This window comes from Thermoleptolyngbya sp. C42_A2020_037, from assembly GCF_015272455.1.
In the GTDB taxonomy this organism is placed as follows: Bacteria; Cyanobacteriota; Cyanobacteriia; order Elainellales; family Elainellaceae; genus Thermoleptolyngbya.
Genome location: NZ_JACYLP010000054.1, coordinates 19,561 through 36,459, shown reverse-complemented (window position 1 = coordinate 36,459; position 16,899 = coordinate 19,561). Strand labels below are relative to the sequence as shown.

At 55.9% G+C, this 16,899-nt stretch carries 14 protein-coding genes; 6 read left to right on the top strand and 8 right to left on the bottom strand.

The window, feature by feature from the left end; translation table 11 throughout:
• Positions 1-46 precede the first annotated feature (46 nt).
• The 3 genes from IGS16_RS19315 to pilM are packed head-to-tail and all read right to left on the bottom strand — an operon-like array spanning position 47 to position 2,815.
• The gene (locus IGS16_RS19315) at positions 47-889 is read right to left on the bottom strand and encodes a hypothetical protein (protein ID WP_297088258.1); all 843 of its coding nucleotides are present in this window, start codon (positions 887-889) and stop codon (positions 47-49) included.
• Positions 886-1,701 carry a PilN domain-containing protein gene (locus IGS16_RS19310; protein ID WP_297088256.1) on the bottom strand — a complete coding sequence of 272 codons (816 nt, stop codon included), beginning with the start codon at positions 1,699-1,701 and terminating at the stop codon, positions 886-888. The genes IGS16_RS19315 and IGS16_RS19310 overlap by 4 nt, the downstream gene beginning before the upstream one ends.
• A 1-nt stretch (position 1,702) precedes the next feature.
• Positions 1,703-2,815 carry a type IV pilus assembly protein PilM gene (gene pilM, locus IGS16_RS19305; RefSeq protein WP_172355206.1) on the bottom strand — a complete coding sequence of 371 codons (1,113 nt, stop codon included), beginning with the start codon at positions 2,813-2,815 and terminating at the stop codon, positions 1,703-1,705.
• 796 nt (positions 2,816-3,611) lie between these two features.
• Here pilM and IGS16_RS19300 point away from each other — a divergent pair.
• A complete protein-coding gene (locus tag IGS16_RS19300) occupies positions 3,612-4,910 on the top strand; it encodes a sugar ABC transporter substrate-binding protein (RefSeq protein WP_297088253.1) in 1,299 nt (432 codons plus the stop codon).
• Positions 4,911-5,083: 173 nt separating this feature from the next.
• Entirely contained in the window at positions 5,084-5,200 is a 117-nt protein-coding gene (locus tag IGS16_RS19295; protein WP_068509668.1) for a photosystem II protein Y, read from the top strand.
• 254 nt (positions 5,201-5,454) lie between these two features.
• Here the strand turns inward: IGS16_RS19295 and IGS16_RS19290 are convergent, their stop codons facing one another.
• Positions 5,455-6,273 (bottom strand): tetratricopeptide repeat protein, encoded by an 819-nt coding sequence (locus IGS16_RS19290; protein WP_367185831.1) that lies wholly within the window; start codon positions 6,271-6,273, stop codon positions 5,455-5,457.
• A gap of 55 nt (positions 6,274-6,328) precedes the next feature.
• Between IGS16_RS19290 and IGS16_RS19285 the strand changes: the two genes are divergently transcribed.
• The 4 genes from IGS16_RS19285 to IGS16_RS19270 all read left to right on the top strand — a co-directional run bounded on the left by IGS16_RS19285 (position 6,329) and on the right by IGS16_RS19270 (position 8,652).
• Positions 6,329-6,697, top strand: a complete 369-nt coding sequence (locus IGS16_RS19285; RefSeq protein WP_297088249.1) for a hypothetical protein — start codon at positions 6,329-6,331, stop codon at positions 6,695-6,697.
• A gap of 53 nt (positions 6,698-6,750) precedes the next feature.
• Complete coding sequence (gene thyX / locus IGS16_RS19280; protein WP_297088247.1) at positions 6,751-7,476, top strand: FAD-dependent thymidylate synthase; 726 nt, start codon at positions 6,751-6,753, stop codon at positions 7,474-7,476.
• A 104-nt stretch (positions 7,477-7,580) separates the two neighbouring features.
• On the top strand, positions 7,581-7,778 hold the full coding sequence (locus tag IGS16_RS19275) for an NAD(P)H dehydrogenase subunit NdhS (RefSeq protein ID WP_068516242.1): 198 nt from the start codon (positions 7,581-7,583) through the stop codon (positions 7,776-7,778).
• 193 nt (positions 7,779-7,971) lie between these two features.
• Positions 7,972-8,652 carry an HAS-barrel domain-containing protein gene (locus tag IGS16_RS19270; RefSeq protein ID WP_297088245.1) on the top strand — a complete coding sequence of 227 codons (681 nt, stop codon included), beginning with the start codon at positions 7,972-7,974 and terminating at the stop codon, positions 8,650-8,652.
• A gap of 16 nt (positions 8,653-8,668) precedes the next feature.
• On the opposite strand, the gene IGS16_RS19265 is transcribed toward IGS16_RS19270, so the two are convergent.
• The 4 genes from IGS16_RS19265 to hpsA form a co-directional block, all read right to left on the bottom strand.
• On the bottom strand, positions 8,669-9,214 hold the full coding sequence (locus IGS16_RS19265) for a Tfp pilus assembly protein FimT/FimU (RefSeq protein ID WP_297088243.1): 546 nt from the start codon (positions 9,212-9,214) through the stop codon (positions 8,669-8,671).
• A gap of 68 nt (positions 9,215-9,282) precedes the next feature.
• Positions 9,283-10,305 (bottom strand): type II secretion system protein J, encoded by a 1,023-nt coding sequence (locus IGS16_RS19260; protein WP_297088241.1) that lies wholly within the window; start codon positions 10,303-10,305, stop codon positions 9,283-9,285.
• A gap of 266 nt (positions 10,306-10,571) precedes the next feature.
• Positions 10,572-11,375, bottom strand: a complete 804-nt coding sequence (locus tag IGS16_RS19255; RefSeq protein ID WP_297088239.1) for a type II secretion system protein — start codon at positions 11,373-11,375, stop codon at positions 10,572-10,574.
• Positions 11,376-11,393: 18 nt separating this feature from the next.
• On the bottom strand, positions 11,394-16,316 hold the full coding sequence (gene hpsA / locus IGS16_RS19250) for a hormogonium polysaccharide biosynthesis protein HpsA (RefSeq protein ID WP_297088237.1): 4,923 nt from the start codon (positions 16,314-16,316) through the stop codon (positions 11,394-11,396).
• Positions 16,317-16,899 lie beyond the last annotated feature (583 nt).

Below are 16,899 nucleotides of genomic sequence, written 5' to 3'. Positions count from 1 at the left end.
TCAAAACAACAAAAGCAGGCATCAGCAGGGGGCAGTCCAGCAAACGCTACTGCGGGGGCGCGTTTGGATCAGCAGTAGGTGCATTCGGATCGGCAGCAGGTGCATTTGGATCAGCAGGCGGCGCAGGCGGGGCGGGCGGCTGGATCGGAGCAGGCATGAGCGCCTGCACCTGGAAACTGGTTCTCAGCCGAGGCTCTGCATCCTGATTGGGTAGCGGCCGCCCCTGCTGATTGAGCCGCAGCTTGGGTGGGTCAGTTGGGGTAGAGCTAAAGTTCCGCAGCACAAGCAGCGGCTGCAAGCGCTCAATGTTGCGAATCACCGACTGCGCCTGAGCAAAGCTGCCCTCCATCTCCACGTTGTAGAGACGCTGGCGCAGCTTGTTGTTGACCGCAGCACCCAGAGAACCATCGGTCACCAGATCGCTGGGCTGACCATCCGGCCCAGCCGGGGGAGGCACTAGCTCAAACTTTGACAGGGTGGCTCGACGATCGGGATCGGTAATGCGGGCATTTGCCGCCTGTACCCGCTCGTTCACGTCAATCAGCAGCGTATCCAGCCCTTCTTCATCGGCAAACAGCGCCAGCACATCAGCCCGGAGCTGCTCTGCCTCGGCCAGCTTGGCGCGGGCTTCTTCAATTTGCTGCTGCGCCTGCCCCTGGTTCACCAACTGCTGCTCTTTGGCGGCGATATCTGCCCGCAGCGCCGCATTTTCTTCCCACTTGGGCATTACTGCATTGACCAACAAGTAAGTCGCACCCAATAAACCTGCCAGTGCCAGCAAGATGCCGTTGACACGGGGTGTCAGCCGCACTCCAAAAACAACGGGATAATTCGGCTCTTCGAGAGCGCCGTACTCTTCTCCAGGAATGTAATCTCCACCCACGGTCATGGTGTCACAACCCCCAGTTTGCGAAGCTGATCAATCCGAGCAGGCAAGCCTACCGATAGCGTGTTCTCCATATCTTGCAGCAGTTCTGAAGAGGGACGGGGCGTGAGTCCAGCGGTGATTTTATACTGAACGACCTTGGGTAGCTGCACCTCTAGCCCCTCAGGGCGATCGCCCTCCCCCACAAACTCCGTTTGAATCGGGCTATCCACCAGCCGCGCATCCACCAGCCTCACCTCGCGGCTGTCCAAGAACGGCGACTGCTGAAGCAGCAGCATAAAGTCATTGGCTTCAGCAAAGGTGCGGGCATTACCCGAAATTTCCAATCGAGAAGGCGGCACCTCTGGCGGCGGCGGAGCAGGCTGGCTGGGGTCAGCGGGCGGGGGCGGCGGCGGAACAGCCTCCGGAGCCAACTGCGTCACGTTGGTCAACTGCACGCCCGCTGGAACCCGGCCGCGAATATCCTGCAAAATCGCCGACCAGGGGATAATCCGGTCAAAGACCTGAGCCAGCGCCTGGTTTTCAGCATTCAGTTGTGCGACCTGGGCTTCGACATTCTGCACCTCCTGCATCGCCTGTTGTAGCGTTGCAAGCTGACTATCCAATTCTGCCTGTCGAGCCGTCAGCGAGGCTGTCTGGCTTTGCAAAAAGAGCCAGAACCCGCCCACCAGCGCCGGAAGCAGCACCCCAATCGCCGCCCCCACATACATCGGACGCGGGTCATCCTGCACAACGGCTCTGCGGGCAGCAACCCCACCCCCATCCGTCGGGCGCTCTATGCGGTCATTGAGAAAATTGACATCCAGACTATACATCTCACCACGCCTCCCGTAAGCCCAAGCCCAACACCACTCCTAATCCCGGACGCTGCAACTCAGGAATTTCCTGATCGACCTCCAGCGACAGCGCCGAAATCGGATCGACCTGGCTGGCTGGCAGGCTGAGCCGCTGCGAGAAAAACTCGTCAAGCTGCCCAATTGCTCCGCCTGGCCCCGCCAGCAGCAGTTGAGCCACTTCCAGGTTGTCACCTTGATTCAGATAGAAGTCGATGGAGCGGCGCAGCTCGTCCGCCAGTTCGCCCAACACTCGCAGCATCGCCGCCGTGCCAGGATTGGTTCCGGGTGCCTTGGGCGTGCCCATGCTGTCCATCGGAGCAATTGGCACCGTCATCCCCTGGAGCAATTCCGTATTGCGCGAGGGGGGCAGGTTCATGGCGCGGCTCAAGGCAGACTGGATTTGGTAAGTGCCAATGGGAACCGTGCGGGAAAATTGGGGAACGCCATCCACCACAATCGAGATTTCTGTATTTTCAAACTCGATATCGACAATGGCAGCTGCCTCTTGGGGCGTGAACTGACGCAACTGTTCTCGGATCGTGCGAATTAGCGCAAAGCTGCTAATTTCCAGAACATCCACGTCCAGCCCTGCCTGCTGAAATGTCGTCAAGTACGAGTCGGTCACTTCTTTGCGGGTGGCCACCAGCAGCACTTGCACCTTCTCGATGCCGTCTTCATCCACAAAAAAACCGAGCTTCTGATAATCTACATCTGCTTCTTCGCGGGGGAAGGGCAGGTATAGCCCAGCTTCCTGGTTTAGCACCATTTCGCGCAATTCCCGGTCGTCTAGCTCAGCGGGAACCGGAATGATGCGGGTTACCGTGTCTCGTCCGCCCGGAATTGCGGTCGCCGCGTTCTTGACCTTGAGTTTGCTTTCACTCAGCACAGACTGAATGATTTCAGACATGGCGGCAGTGTCCAGGATTTGCCCTTCCTGATAGATCCCCTCTGGCACCTCGGCAGAGGCCAGCGTCGTAAGCTGAAAGCCTTGCCCCTTTCGTTTCAGGCGGGCAACGTTGACGCGCTCAGGGGTCAATTCAATGCCGACACCCTTTGTCTTTTTTGAAAATAATCCCTTGACGTTGCTAAACACAGTTTTAGGAATGAGGGTGGAGAAGGTGAGTATGGAAAGTGCCTGCAAACTTAGACCGTATCAAACTGCAAAACTGTGTCCGAAAACGAACACAACCTGGACTATTAACTGAGACTAAGTTTGGAGATCCTGAACACACATGCTACCCAATTTAATTCAGAATCATGCAGCCGAACACAAGAATATAGGCTTTCAAGCTAAAAAACTGAAAAGATTGCCGATCAAGCCAGAGAACTGGGTCTAAGTACCCCAGTTAAACCTCTCTTATAGCTTGCCCTTCATCGTTCAAGCAGCAACGACCCACACAAACCGACACCCTGAATTGTTGAATCGGCTAACCCAAACCGACCTGCTGAACGAAATTTTTGAATCAAGTTGGCGATCGCCTGACAAAGGCCCCAACCCGCCTCCCAATCGACAGCGGAGAAATCTCCTGAATGTAGCTACACTTAGCCAGCAATGGTACACGCAATTTAGAAAAATGGCACAGTTTATCTACGATTTGTGGAAAACCTGCGGAAACGACAGGCTATATTTTGAGCAAAGGTTTAGAAAAAAACTACCAGAACGCTTTCAGAGGGCTGTTTCCTGGGAGTTTGTGCGCGATTTTTGCTGGGGTGGCAGTGGCGGCAGGGCAGATTCGGTACGCGGCAAGGGGCGCTTCTGGCGATCGCGCTTACGCTAGCTCACCCTGCAAGGGGCGATCGCCCAGGAACTTTGCTACGGTAGCGCAATCTACGATAGGGTGAGCAATGCAGCAATCGAAAACCGCTCTAAACCACTGCCCTGAATGACCATGTACCTACGACACCCCTGGCGAAAACCCTGGAAATCTTTGAGCCTGATGACCCTGTTTGGACTGGTTTTGACCTGGGTCATTAGCTGTAGCCCCGGCGCACCGCCAACCGCGCGATCGCCCGAAGTCGAGTTTTGGACCATGCAGCTCCAGCCGCAGTTCACCGACTACTTCAATGAATTGATTGCCCGGTTTGAGCAAGAAAACCCCGGCGTTAAGGTCAAGTGGGTAGACGTGCCCTGGGGCGACATGCAGAGCAAAATTCTAACGGCCGTTTCCGCAGGCACTGCGCCCGACGTGGTTAACCTCAACCCCGACTTTGCGGCGCAGCTTGCCGGACGCAACGCCTGGATGGCGCTCGATGAACAGGTGCCCGCCACAGCCCGTCAGCAATATCTGCCCAAGATCTGGCAGGCAAACACGCTCGATGGCAAAACCTTTGGGCTACCCTGGTATCTCACCACCAGCATCGCCATTTACAACCAGGATTTGCTTAATCAGGCCGGCGTGCAGCAGCCCCCGGCAAACTTTGCAGAACTGGCCCAGGTTGCTCGCCAAGTCAGAGAGCGCACAGGCAAGTACGCCACCTTTGTGACCTTCGTGCCGACTGATTCAGCAGAAGTCCTGCAATCCCTGATTCAGATGGGCGTAACGCTGGTAGACGACAGCGGCAAGGCAGCCTTCAATACGCCCGAAGGACGCGCCGCCTTCCAGTATTGGGTGGACTTATATAAAGAAGGTCTGCTGCCCCAGGAAGTGCTAACCCAGGGACACCGCCGTGCTATTGAGCTATATCAGGCCGGTGAAATCGCCATCTTAAACTCCGGCCCGCAGTTTTTGAAGACTGTGGAAACCAATGCACCGGCGATCGCCCAAGTCTCCGCTGTTGCGCCCCAAATCACCGGCGATACGGGCAAAACCAACGTCGCCGTGATGAACCTCGTCATCCCCCGCAGCACCGATGTCCCCGAAGCTGCCGTCAAGTTTGCCCTGTTCGTCACCAATCCCGAAAATCAGCTTGCCTTTGCCAAAGCTGCAAACGTGCTGCCTTCCACGGCGACCTCGCTGACCGATCCCTACTTCAGCACTGCCGCTGAAACATCTGCCTCTACACTCGACACTGCCCGCGCCGTCAGTGCCCGCCAGATGCAGTCTGCCGAAGTGCTGCTGCCCCGAATGGAGGATATCAAGGAGCTGCAAAAGATTATCTACGACCAGCTTCAAGCTGCTATGCTGGGCGAAAAATCGGTCGATCAGGCAGTCAATGATGCAGCTGCGGCTTGGGATGCCCGGTCATAGGGAGTGGCAATCCAGAACTGAAACGCAGCAAATGGGCACTCAAGAATAGTCGAAATTCTTAACATTTCGCAATCAAAACCTCGCCTAAACCCTAGCAATCTGCGTCAGTTCATCGCAAAATAGAAAACAAAGATGAGAGCCTTTCACAAAACTTATAGGGGAGGATATCGACTATGGATTGGCGTGTTTTGATTGTGCTGTTGCCTGTGATTCTTGCTGGTAGCTGGGCGGTTTACAACATTGGCCAAGCTGCCCTCCGTCAAGTCAAGGGGTTCATGGCCAGCAAGTAAGATTTAGCAAGTGAGCTTTAGCGGGTGAGCTTTAGACATGAGTTTCCGCTAGAAACCTGTCTATCATGAGTTTCCGCTAGAAACCTGTCTATACTTCGCTCTAAGCTTTGCTCAATTCTTTGAGCCACCCATTACTTTGAATCACCCATCAGAAGAGGTAGCTGCAAATTCTGAGGCAGTTGCCTCTTTTGTTTGTGCCTCTTTTGTTTACCGTTTAGCTTGAATCGCCAATCCAAAATCGAGAATCTCCCCTGCTAACGCGGCACCTGCTGAAGCAGTTGGGCAGCGCTGTTGGCCCACTGGGCGTTGCCCTGAGAACTGTAGAGATCGCGGGCGTGCTGCAAGACGCGCTGGGCTTCGGCATAGTTTTGCTGCTGAAGAAACACTAGACCTGCGCCATAGTAGGCATTGGCGTAGGTAGCATTGGCATCGGTCGAGCGGCGGAAGGCGTTGAGGGCGCTGCCGAGGTCGCCCTGCTGCATGAGGACGGAACCCAGGCTGTAATAAGCTTCGGCATAGCGGGGGTTGATAGCGATCGCTCGCTGAAAGGCCTGGGCTGCTAGCGCCAGCTGCTGCTGATCCTGATACGTCAGCCCCAGGTAGTAGGACGGTTCTGGCGCGGTAGGGGTAAGCTGGGCAGCCCGCTGAAAGCTAGCGATCGCTGCTGCTGCATTGCCCCGTCGCCGCTGCACCAGTCCCAGGTTGTAATACGCCAGCCCCAGATTTGGATCAAGCTGCACCGCCCGCTGGAGATACTGATTGGCAATGTCGAGATTGTTGCCTTCTAGCAGCGCCGCACCCAGGTTTGCAAAGGCCAGCGCAAAGCCAGGATCGGCCTGAGCAGCGCGATAGAACGACTCCGCCGACGCTTGAAGCTGTCCCGTTTGTCGCAGCGCCAGACCCAAGTTATAGTGCGCGGGAGCCAATTGTGGATTGACCTGCACTGCCTGCCGAAAGGCGGCGATCGCCCCTTCCACCTGCCCCGCCTGAATCAGTTGCAGTCCCCGGTTTAGCTCCGCGACCCCTGCCTCGGCTTGCGCGATTTGTTGTGGGGTTTGCTGCGGAGCTTGGATGGAGCGCTGTATGGGGCGCACTTGCACCACTGTGGATGTCGCACCTAGGAATATCGTGTCTGGTGATTCCAAACCTGGTGATTCCAAACCTAGTGATTCCAAACCTGTAGATGCCGCACCTGTAGATGTCGCACCCAGCCACAGGAAACTGCCTAGAAAAAAACTGATTGATCTCGAGGAAACACACATAGTTACAAACTCTAAACAGAAAGCAGAAAGCACCCTAAAGGTTTTATCTCAAATCGTTCCGTCTAAAGGTATAGGCTTAGACCATACAAAGGGAATGTTCTCAGGATCACAGACATTGGGGAACAGCCTTGATGAATCATTCTTTGGACTCAGCTTAAAAGGGCTAAAACCATCTTTTGGGTTAATCAAGCAGCACCCAGATCAAAGCTTAAATCTTGACGGGGAACGCCCCTGAGCAGCCCGGTGCGATCGCCTATAATGCAGTTTTGACCAAGCATACCTGCGCTCATGGATAAATACTTTCGGATCGATCTGCTGGAGCAAACCCCCAACCCCCAGCGCCTCATCTGGCGGTCGGCTCACCAATGCGTTTGCGAGGGCCCAGCGATTGACGACCCTGCCCCCGACGAAGAAAAAGCCGGGGAATATGCCGTAAAGCACCTCCTGGCGGGCGATCGCGGTCACTGGAGTCCCTTTGAAGCACCCCAAATTTCGCTGAACGTCATCGGGTTCAATCATCGCACGATGCAGCAGATTACCCGCCACCGCGTCGGCGTGCATTTTTCGGTGCAAAGCCTCCGCTATACTAGCGTCCGGTTTTGCGAATTTGCTCAAAATCCTACCGTAGAAGTCCTGGAATCGCTCGTGTATTTTCGCCCGGTGGGCGAGTACCGCGATCGCCAGGGCAAGCGCTACACCTACACCGAGGGCGATCGCCAGGCCGACATGGAACTGGCCACCCAAATGCTCCAGCACTACGCCCGCAAGATAGATGCAGGCTATTCCGAAGAACATGCTGCGGGGCTGCTGCCGATGGACACGCGCCAGCACTGGGTCATGAGCTTCAACGTGCGATCGCTCTGTCATCTGCTCGACCTGCGCTCCAAAGCCGATGCCCAACTCGAAATTCGCCAGCTTTGTGAACTGGTCTGGCCCCATTTTGAAGCCTGGGTTCCGGCGATCGCCCACTGGTACAAAACCAACCGCTGGGGCAAAGCCAAGCTATCGCCCTGAGGATTTCCTAATCGCAACGATTACGATTTCAAACAGCGTTTGGGGACAGAATCCTTTAACCTGAATATCAGATTGTTAACTTCAGATTGGGATTTTTTACGATGCTGATTTTGCCGGGTTCTGCGGTTCGCGTAACGAATGTAGACGACACTTACTACGGCTTTCAGGGATTGGTGCAGCGCATCAGCGACGGCAAGGCAGCGGTGCTGTTTGAAGGCGGAAACTGGGACAAGCTCATTACCTTTCGCCTGTCGGAGTTGGAGCTAGTAGACGCAACAGCAGGCCGCAAAAAAGGGAAGTAGGCGCAGTATTTGTTGCAGTCGTTGTTTCAGAACTGGGCAGCCGTGGCGCAGAAGTGATGGAAACCTTACCCAAATTCTGCACAAAATCAACCGAAATCAAGTGCATTTGTACGCCAGTTGCGGTATGAATGAAAGAGATTCTGGGCAAAAGTCCAGACTTGTCGCACATGCTTGAAATCTGGATAGTTGACCGATGCGCCTGCCGCTGCCGGATGCTGCCAATCAAACGCGATCGCCCGATTACCTGGCCGAAGTCATCGAAACCGCCACGACGGAGTTTTTGGCCCAATGCCTGGAACCGGATGATCTGAACTTTGCCGTCATGCCGCCCTTCGGCAGTTGGGTCAAGTCCAGCGACGAAGAATCGGGCAACCAAATCTACGCGGTGGTCTATCACGCCACTACCAGCCCCATCGATTCTGTCCACCGGGCGCGGGCGCTGGGCCTGTCGCTCGCCGACCTGCGCGAGCAGCAGCCGCAGATCTTCGCCATGCTAAAAACGGAATTTCGAGCGGCGATTGTTGGCTTTCGTCCCCGCGCCTCCGGTCGCAATGGCAAGACCCGCCTCAGCGAGACGGTCTATCAGCATTTGCCGCCACGCCCGCCCCAGATTCACCAAGCGGTCTATGCCTGCACACCCGCAGAAATCATCCACTTCAGCGAACAGTTCGACTTTTTGCGGACGCTGCTGCAAGTGAGCAATGCCCCCGTCGAAGCGCTGATCGCCGCCGCCATCCGCGATATTTACCAACTGCGAAAGGGCGATCGCCCTTGGCTAGTGCAAGCCGGCCGCAGCCTCAGCCAAATCTTAAAAGATGACTACGATCGCCTGCGGATTATCCTCAGCCAGATCTATCTGCAACCCACAGAATGAGGGGATAATAAAGCGACTAAGAGCAGCCGTTCTCGCCCTGATTGACCGTCCGCATTGCGCCCAATAGCGTTTCAATTACCACACAACGCCGTATTCCCCCAGTCGCGGGCACTGTCACCGCAATCGAAATGGGCAAGTTGGCAGCAGGTGTAATGTCCTGAGGGCCCGTAATGGGGCCACCTGTGGCCCCAAACGTAATCGTGGTTGCAGCAGTGGGTGTCACCTGCATTCCCACATTGCCCTGACCAACCCTTCGCACTTCATTCAGCACGTTGATAGTTGGGTTAGCCCCTGTAGTCAGCGTCACCTGCTGGGGATAGCGTGTCCGAATGGCTTCATCCTGCGCCTGTCGGAGCGCTTGCAGCACGTCGTTGGTGGCATTGCTCAGGCGCTGACGATTCAGCAGGGCCACCCAACTCGGAGCAGCGATCGCCGCCAAGACTGCAATCATAATCACAACTACAAGCACTTCAGTCAGGGTAAACCCTGCTGTTGCGTGGCAACCCGGTTGATTAGACCTTGAGGGCGATCGCCCAAAAGACCGCTGCAAAAACCAATTCATCACGCGCCTCCTGAGACTGGGATACCGCTCACACTGAACCGAACTGAGAAAACAGAACAAACCTTGCGCTAAGGCCCCGCACCAGACGGATTCCGTTCCAGCACCGCACGACCCAACACACGCGTTTGCAATGTCGTTGTAAACTCACGGTCTGAATTAATGCCTGGTCGCCCGAAGGCATTCCCCCGAATAAACAGCGAAACGTCTCGGAATTGGCTGGTCAACGTTTCATTCGTCACACAGGCATACAGCCCGCCCCGGTAGGTTGTAGCCGCCGTTTCTGGAGAAATGTTATATCCAGTCGGACAGTTCGGTGCAGGTACACCCAACGCATTCGCCGCCTGCCCATCGTCCACAAAATCCACCAGAACAGCCCAATTGCCCCCAAGTGCTTCTCCAGTAGCGGGCTGCCACGAAGCAAACGCGCCACTGGCTGGAGCCGTATAGCCCCCTGTTTTACTCCAGTTCGCGCCCGAACCTGTAAACTCTGGCAGCACATACCGCACAATTCGCGCCCGCCCCCGCCAAATTCCTGTGTTGCTCGTCGTCAGTGCATACACAATCAGAGAATAGGAACTACCCGTCACGCAAGGCACCGGATAATTGCCTGCTGCCACCTGAGTAGTACGGCAGCGCTCCCGTAGAGCATTGGGCAGGGGGTCTTGCTTCCAGAAGCCGATAACGGGGGTGCTATTCGCCGGCAGCACAGCATTTAGCGCACTTTGCAGCCCAGGGCAGCCCGGCTCCGGTGGCACAGCAGCCGGATTGGCCGCGATACCCGCGCCCAAACAGCGTCCCCGATAGACAAACGTCGCCTCTCGCAGTTCCGCAGCGATGTAATCCAGCGCTTGCTGCATTTCTCGCTGGGTTTCAGAGCGGGATGCCTCGCGCTGATCAGCGGTCAGCAACTCCACCACCAGATACATCAGCCCAGAAATAATAATGCTGCTGATAATCGCGACAATGAGCAGTTCTGTAAGGGTAAAGCCCGCCGTCGAAAACGTTGACTGACTTCGCCGCCGCCTCAGCAATTCCTTGACTCGTTCTACCAGCCGGTCGCCCATCACAGTTCTTGCTCCAGTTCCTACCATAGTTGCTGCCCTTCTCAAACCGTTTGGTTGCCTTTAACCCAGCATCCCCAACGTGACACATAAGTTGTCCAACTTCAGCCGAGCGATCCTGCCTACGAACACACTTAGGAAACTTCAACCAGGAGACCTCGACAATCTTCCTTGAATAATCTGAAATAACCTGAAATCAAAAATCTGAGATTAAACTCTGCGTCTAGGCTTAGTTATAAATGCTCGCTGTGAACGCCTAGCAAATCTGGTCGGTTTCAGGTTTCATTTCGATATCGTTAGGGGCAGGGAGTCCCTCCCTGCTGATGAAGCTGGCAAAGCGTCGTCCCCTGATCGCTCCAGGTCATGCGCGGATATAGCGCCACCAGCGGACGCACCCGCTGACTGCCCGTGCCAGAGGTGATGTTGAGCGCCGCAGGCTGCACCGGAGTCACCATGCTGCCAAAGTTTGGCTGAGCAATGACTGAATAAACCCGAACGCCCAGAATGAAGCTGTTTTGCCTTGTGCCGCCGGGAGCAGTGTCGCCAGGGCTGACGCTGCGAAATACCTGCATATAGAACTCAGGCGCACAGGGGTCGCCGTTCACCGTGATGCCGTCAATATCTATCGGGATAGCCTGGAGTGCACCTACCCCAGAGCCAGTATATTGATTGGCCAAGCCCGTATTGACACATTTCCGCACACCCGCAACCCCTGTTGGCGGGACAACGGTTGCACCGTTTGTAAATGCTCCCGCTGAGGCAGGCAGATTTGTGGCATTGTGTTGTCCACTGGCGACCAGAGTTTGAATGCGATCGATTTCGTCCTGGGCAATTTGGAAGGCTTGCTCAGCCCGACGATTCTGCACCCGCGATGCCGACGCAATGAACAGCGGCGGTAAGATCAGGGTTGCTGTGATCGCAATCACCGCAACACCTATCAGGCATTCCAGCAGCGTCACGCCCGATTCGGAGGAGCAGTTCGAGGGAACTGCTGCTTGTGCTAGCCGACCCCGCCTGCTCAGCGCTCTAGCAGACCAGCGAACTGTTGCGGTCGGTTTTTTGGAGTCGAGCGTCGGAGAGTTCGCAGTTGAGAATTTCATAGGGGGTTGACCTCTCAATTACGCAGGGCAAGAACGACGGTTGGTAGGGGGCAATGCGCCTTGAATCGCACCACAAAGTTGCCGAATGTAAGGGTCGTTAGCGGGCGGCTCGCTATAGAACTCGCTGCGGATCGAGCGAACGGTGACAAATCGCTGGGCGATTGGCCCGGCTGGCGCAAGCTGTAGACCCACGTCATACCCCCAGCGTCGCAGAGGCGGTACGTAATAGCGAATTGCCTCATTGACCACTGGGTCTGTCCCAACTTCCCAAGCATCCTGATCGTAGGGGCCAGTGGCTTGCTGACTAAAGCTCAACTGGAGCAGCGAACCCGAAATGAATAGCGGCGAGTTGTTCGTCCAGTCTTCATTAAACCGGGGGAAGTTGTGCAATCCTCCGTAAGACTGGTTTGCACGAGAGGGCACCAGACCGCTGATGATGATGGAGTTTACCCGCGTATTTGGCAAGGCTGGAATCAGCGGACGGTCGCTCGTAATCGGATAGTAGGCTCCAGTGTAGTTTCGTGAGTTGCTGCTAGCTGCTATTCGAGGAAGACGAGGTACTCCGTTACGTCCTACGATAATCGGAGAATCTCCTTCCTGGGGTTTCAAAGTGGCTGTTGTCAACGTTCTAAACATGCTGTCTGCGTAGTTGGTTCGCATCCAGCGTGCAGTTGGGTTGCCGTTTTGATCTCGAACCACATCTCGCGTATTGGGTGCAGGGTCTGTGGTACCTGTCTGGAAAGGGGCAGATGCGTTTCCTGCGTCGCTAGGGCGTGAGAAGTTGAGGTAAGTAGTACGATCGCCATTTCCCTGGCAGCCATATCGGGCAGAGGTCGCACCTACTCTTACACCATTACGCGCATCAGCCAGGGTTGCGGTCTGTGCAACCCCAACAGTCAAGAAGACATCCTGCATACTGCCATCACAGGAGTTGTCCGACAGGATGGTAATTGCGTCTGCTAGAACCTCGCTGGGCCGCCACAGATCCCCTGCACGGGCGAAGTTGGTATCAATTTGAGCCAAGGTGCGGCTGTGGAAGTTGGCGTACCGCTGCTGTCCGTCATAAGTCAACAGGGTCGTAAACTCCTGAAGTTCAGTTCCAGCAGCATTTTGATGCAGGTTGAAGTTGCCTTGGATGTAAACCGGGTTGTCGGAGATAAAGGACAAGCCGCGCCCATTATCCCCAGGACGATCGAGCCGAGAACCGTTTTTGAGACGAAACCCATTGGGACGCCGATCGGGGTCGGGGTAATAGTCCACAGGTTTAGGTGTTACAAAGTTGCTTTCATTTAATGGCGGGTCAGTTGATCCGAAAGCACTCACATCCCCTGTATTCATCCGGCAAGTGGTTTCTGTACGGAGGCTTTCTTCAGTGTTGCAGCTTGGCCAATCAGCCGGGGACGGACGAACAATGGTTGCTTCCGAGACCGCATCTTCACGAAAAGCGTAGACAATTCCCGCAGCAGGAAGCCAGCGATCGCCCGTCAACCCGTTCCCGGCACGACGCAGCAGATCCAGATTGACATCTAGCACGCGCACGCTGAGCAGCTCACGACCGTTCATCAGGGCAGCATCTTTGAAGCCAACCCGGCGGAAAGTGCCGTTGGTCGGATTGCCTCCCAAGCTGTAGCGAGAGCAATTATCCGTTATGCAGACCTTAATCAGCGTATCGCGGTTGTTGTTCGGCGTTGATTCAGCCGTGCTGCCCGCAGGAGCCGCAGTCAGGTTCTCAAAGGGCAGCACCCAAGTTGCAGGCGGACGAGGCAGCAGCCGCACCGCTTCTGGGCGTACAGGCTGATAGATTACGCTGGCGTTGCGAGCTAATAGATAGGCATCGTTTGCTGCGTCGGCGTGGTCGCGGGCTGCTCTGCCCCCGCCGCTGGCCAGTGTCCCTGCTGCGTCGGGATGGGCACCTGTACCAGGCTGCTCCTCGCGCGGTGCTGGAAACAGGTTATAAAGTGCAGGGTAGAAGGGACGATTTGAACAGAGATACTTGATGGGATCACCAGAGCCAACCCCGCTGTTCTCCCACATCTGCCGGCAGGTTTTGCCATCCCCGTAGAAGCCTGCAACCTGGACGGCTGTAGCCGGTGTCCGAGTGGCATAGGCTACGTTCGCATCACCCAGATTATCGTAACCAAAGAAGCCCCACTGGCGATCGCGCGCCACCTGTTCTTTGGAGATGATCAGTTGAGCCAGCCGGATGTAGTCGTTCATCTGGTCAGCCGTCAGAGTTCCACCGCCATTGGGGAAGCTGTAGGGCGTTCCAGATGCAACTATCTGATCGCGCCACTGCTGCATCAGGGCAATGACGGTTTCGGGCGATCGCGGACGGTCGAGGTTGCCTCGATCCTTCACCATGATGATAAAGTCGTTGCTATTGGCTGCCGAAAGCGGGCCAAAGGGGCTGACTCCGCGATCGAGGGCGCGAATAACACCCCGAAGCCCCGCGTAGAACTGGGCAGACAAGGCTGGATTGGTGAAGGCCGTGTCTTCGTCTGCCTGAGTTGCATAGGCATTCCCCAGTGGCACGCCCGCCGCATTCGGATCAAATTTTTCTAAATAGTCAAGCTGATAGGCTAGCATCCCCATCGTGCAGGCAGAGGTATACAGCGTAGACTTATCTGCCGGGCTAAGGTTGGCGAAGGACGTACCTGCCGCCATCCGAGCAATGACTCGACGCAGAATTGAGAAGTCGCCCCACATCGAGAACCAGGGGTAGGGGTGAACCTGCTGATCTTGAACAGGCGTGAAGGATGGTGCGCCGCCGCGTGGATCGCCTGCGAAGTTGGCTAGGTTTTGCAGCGCCAGCATGGTCGGCGTATTTAGCGCACTGAATGCATTGGCAGGCGGGAGGTTGTATTCCCAGCCGTTGGTGCCACGCCCTCGCAAAAAGTCAGAAATGACTGAACCTGGGGTGTTATACGGCGCTGAAAATCCGGACTCAAGATTGAGGGCCAGGTTCTCGAAGGTGGCACTGCGGTCAAGCGTGCCTGCTGTGCCAGGATGAACCGTGAGGGCAAGACAGGCCGCAGGGCGATCGCGATCAGCAGAGGTCTCTGCCGCAGCCCGATGGTAAATCGCGGCTCCCTGCACTGCGGGAAGGTTGTCATAGAGCGATCGCCGCTGTCGAGCTTCATTACAACGACCTGCATTCTGCGCGATGCAACCTGGCCAGGGCTTCAGGGGTTCAAAACTAGCTGTATCGTTTGGGAATGGGCCACCCCAACCTGCGGCATCCCCCAATTCTAGTCGCTGGCCGACGATAATCCGCATTCCCTCGTTGCGAGCGCGGCGTTCCCAATAGCCATCCAGACCCACCGCACTTTCGTCTTGCCCAACCCCGGGCGTATTGCCGACGAGTCGAGTTTCGGTAGTTGGAATCTGATCTCCGATCAACCCAGGAATTGAGGTTGCTGGGTCGTCCTCGCGTCCACCGTAGGTTGGCTTGGGCCCATAGCGGTCATCAGCGCGATAGGAATCGTCCACATAGGGCGGGTTTTCTTGCGGCGGCTGAATCAGTCGTCCCTGACCATTGCGGTTGAGGGCTGTGCCTGCCCAGCCAGGGCGAGAAGCCGTGGGGTTTGCTAAGCCCCGTGACGCGGAGCGGGCCTCCGTCTGCAAGATAACCGGGTCTAGCGCGTAGTCTACGGGTGCAGTTGATCCCAAGTTGACCGAGTGCGTCCCCGGGGTGAGGTTTGCGTTGCTGGGGTTAATCCCATAGCCCTCATACAGTTCAAACGTTGAGGTGTCTCCAGCAGTGCTGCTGTTGTTGTTTAGTTTCGCAGCTAAAAATTGCCCCCGAAAATCGATTTGCCCCGCAGCGTTTTTGGTTTCCACCGTACTCACCTCTGAGGCATCGGCGCTGTAGAGGCATGAAAACCGAGAGCTAATCATGTAGCTCCGGAAACTACCGTTGCCAATAATGATGTTGCCTTCGGAGTGCATCGCGCCGTTCCAGTTAAACGCAGGACCAGGGAAGATTTCTAGGTCGTTGCGGAACCAGGCTCCCCACTTGTTGCCCTGCTCCACTGTGCGGTCTTGCTGAAACTCCAGCGCTGCCACAGGTCGGTTGGGCGTATTGGGCTGGACATATACGTCAACCTGAAAGTTTTTCCGCAGCAGGGAGGTATTGTTGCCATCCGGTAGCCAGCCCCGTCCCACACCATCAGCAGTTGCAGCGACGGCTCCGGTAGAGCAGGCGTTATTTTGAGAACTGTTGTTGCTCAGCGGGCCATTGCGAACCTCCTGGCGACGTGCCCGCCCCACGTTGGTACCGCTGCCGCGAATCGCGGTGTCGCTGGTATCTTGAATATTGGCCAGGTCGGTCTTGTAGAGAATCGAGTAGGCAACTGTGGCATCATTGGTGCCATCGCCATCGGTGTCGGTGGGATAGCGCCAAGCGTTGTCTACAATGCCGTCTCCGTCCAGGTCAATGCGCGTTTCACCCGGCAGTGTGTAGGGGTCAAAGGTCGGGTTCGCCAGGCTGGAAGGATGGCGAGGGACGGTAACGGTCGTTCCAGGAACGGTTGTACCTGTGTTGAGCATCATGCCCAGCAGCCAGGTTTCCGACGGAATACCACTGGGGAAGCGGGGGTCGCGGCGGGGGTCAAATAGGTACTCTAGCTTTGCCTTGGCACGGTCAATCGTGGGCGTGGCAGCGTTGTAAACCACGCGCTGCTGCCGTTCCCCAATCGTCTGCACGGTGCGCGTGTAGGTGCGGTAGCCAATCGAGCCAACCGTCAACAGCACCACCAGCAACAGCAAAATAGTTGTTGGCAACACAAAGCCCGCCTTGGCTGAAGCGCGATTTAGGCTGAGCCAGTTGTGAAATAGCCAGAGGACACTGCGCCGAATGCCTCGCTGGATGCGCTGGGTGACGGCACGATGAACCTGATTCAAGCCGCTGTGGATGGCCCTGGTGAATTTGCGGGTTGACATAGCTGCCTTCCTCTTACCTTCCTTTTGGGACGGGTTGGTAGATAAACATTGGGATTCACGAAACGAGATTGACTGCGCCTAAAGCCGAGGACGACAGGAACAGAGACGCTGCCGTGGAGAAATCGGATGAGGGAAGCCATTCAGGGAAACACTCTGAGGGAGACACATGCTCTAGGAAACGCTGACGGCGACTCCAGGAACACGCTGGGCGCTGAGAAAAGCTGGCTAGGCGATCGCCCTTGACCACACCCCAAGCCCAAAGCGGTAGCTTAGAAAACAACTCAAGAAACCACAGTGTTAACAATTGAACCGCGCAAAATCAACAGGGAAAACACGAAAATTTGCCAATGCAGGCACGAATGAGCATCAGTACAGATCTCTAAAGCCAGTTATGAATAACACCAGACATCAGTGATATCAGAGTTTAATATATCAAATCGACAGTGTTAAGGAATGTGGCCGCAGAAACCTCCAAACTTGTTTGGGCAGCTTGCACAAGCCAATTGCACAAGTCAATTGCACAACTAAGCTGCACAATTAGAGCTTGTTTTGGGCTTTAGGGGACAACGACAGAACTAGTTTC

Bases quoted from the DNA above. Each gene is read 5' to 3' on its own strand.
- IGS16_RS19315 (WP_297088258.1), bottom strand. From the start codon at position 889: ATGACCGTGGGTGGAGATTACATTCCTGGAGAAGAGTACGGCGCTCTC.
- IGS16_RS19310 (WP_297088256.1), bottom strand. From the start codon at position 1,701: ATGTATAGTCTGGATGTCAATTTTCTCAATGACCGCATAGAGCGCCCG.
- IGS16_RS19300 (WP_297088253.1), top strand. From the start codon at position 3,612: ATGTACCTACGACACCCCTGGCGAAAACCCTGGAAATCTTTGAGCCTG.
- IGS16_RS19295 (WP_068509668.1), top strand. From the start codon at position 5,084: ATGGATTGGCGTGTTTTGATTGTGCTGTTGCCTGTGATTCTTGCTGGT.
- thyX (WP_297088247.1), top strand. From the start codon at position 6,751: ATGGATAAATACTTTCGGATCGATCTGCTGGAGCAAACCCCCAACCCC.
- IGS16_RS19270 (WP_297088245.1), top strand. From the start codon at position 7,972: ATGCGCCTGCCGCTGCCGGATGCTGCCAATCAAACGCGATCGCCCGAT.
- IGS16_RS19265 (WP_297088243.1), bottom strand. From the start codon at position 9,214: ATGAATTGGTTTTTGCAGCGGTCTTTTGGGCGATCGCCCTCAAGGTCT.
- IGS16_RS19260 (WP_297088241.1), bottom strand. From the start codon at position 10,305: ATGGTAGGAACTGGAGCAAGAACTGTGATGGGCGACCGGCTGGTAGAA.
- IGS16_RS19255 (WP_297088239.1), bottom strand. From the start codon at position 11,375: ATGAAATTCTCAACTGCGAACTCTCCGACGCTCGACTCCAAAAAACCG.
- hpsA (WP_297088237.1), bottom strand. From the start codon at position 16,316: ATGTCAACCCGCAAATTCACCAGGGCCATCCACAGCGGCTTGAATCAG.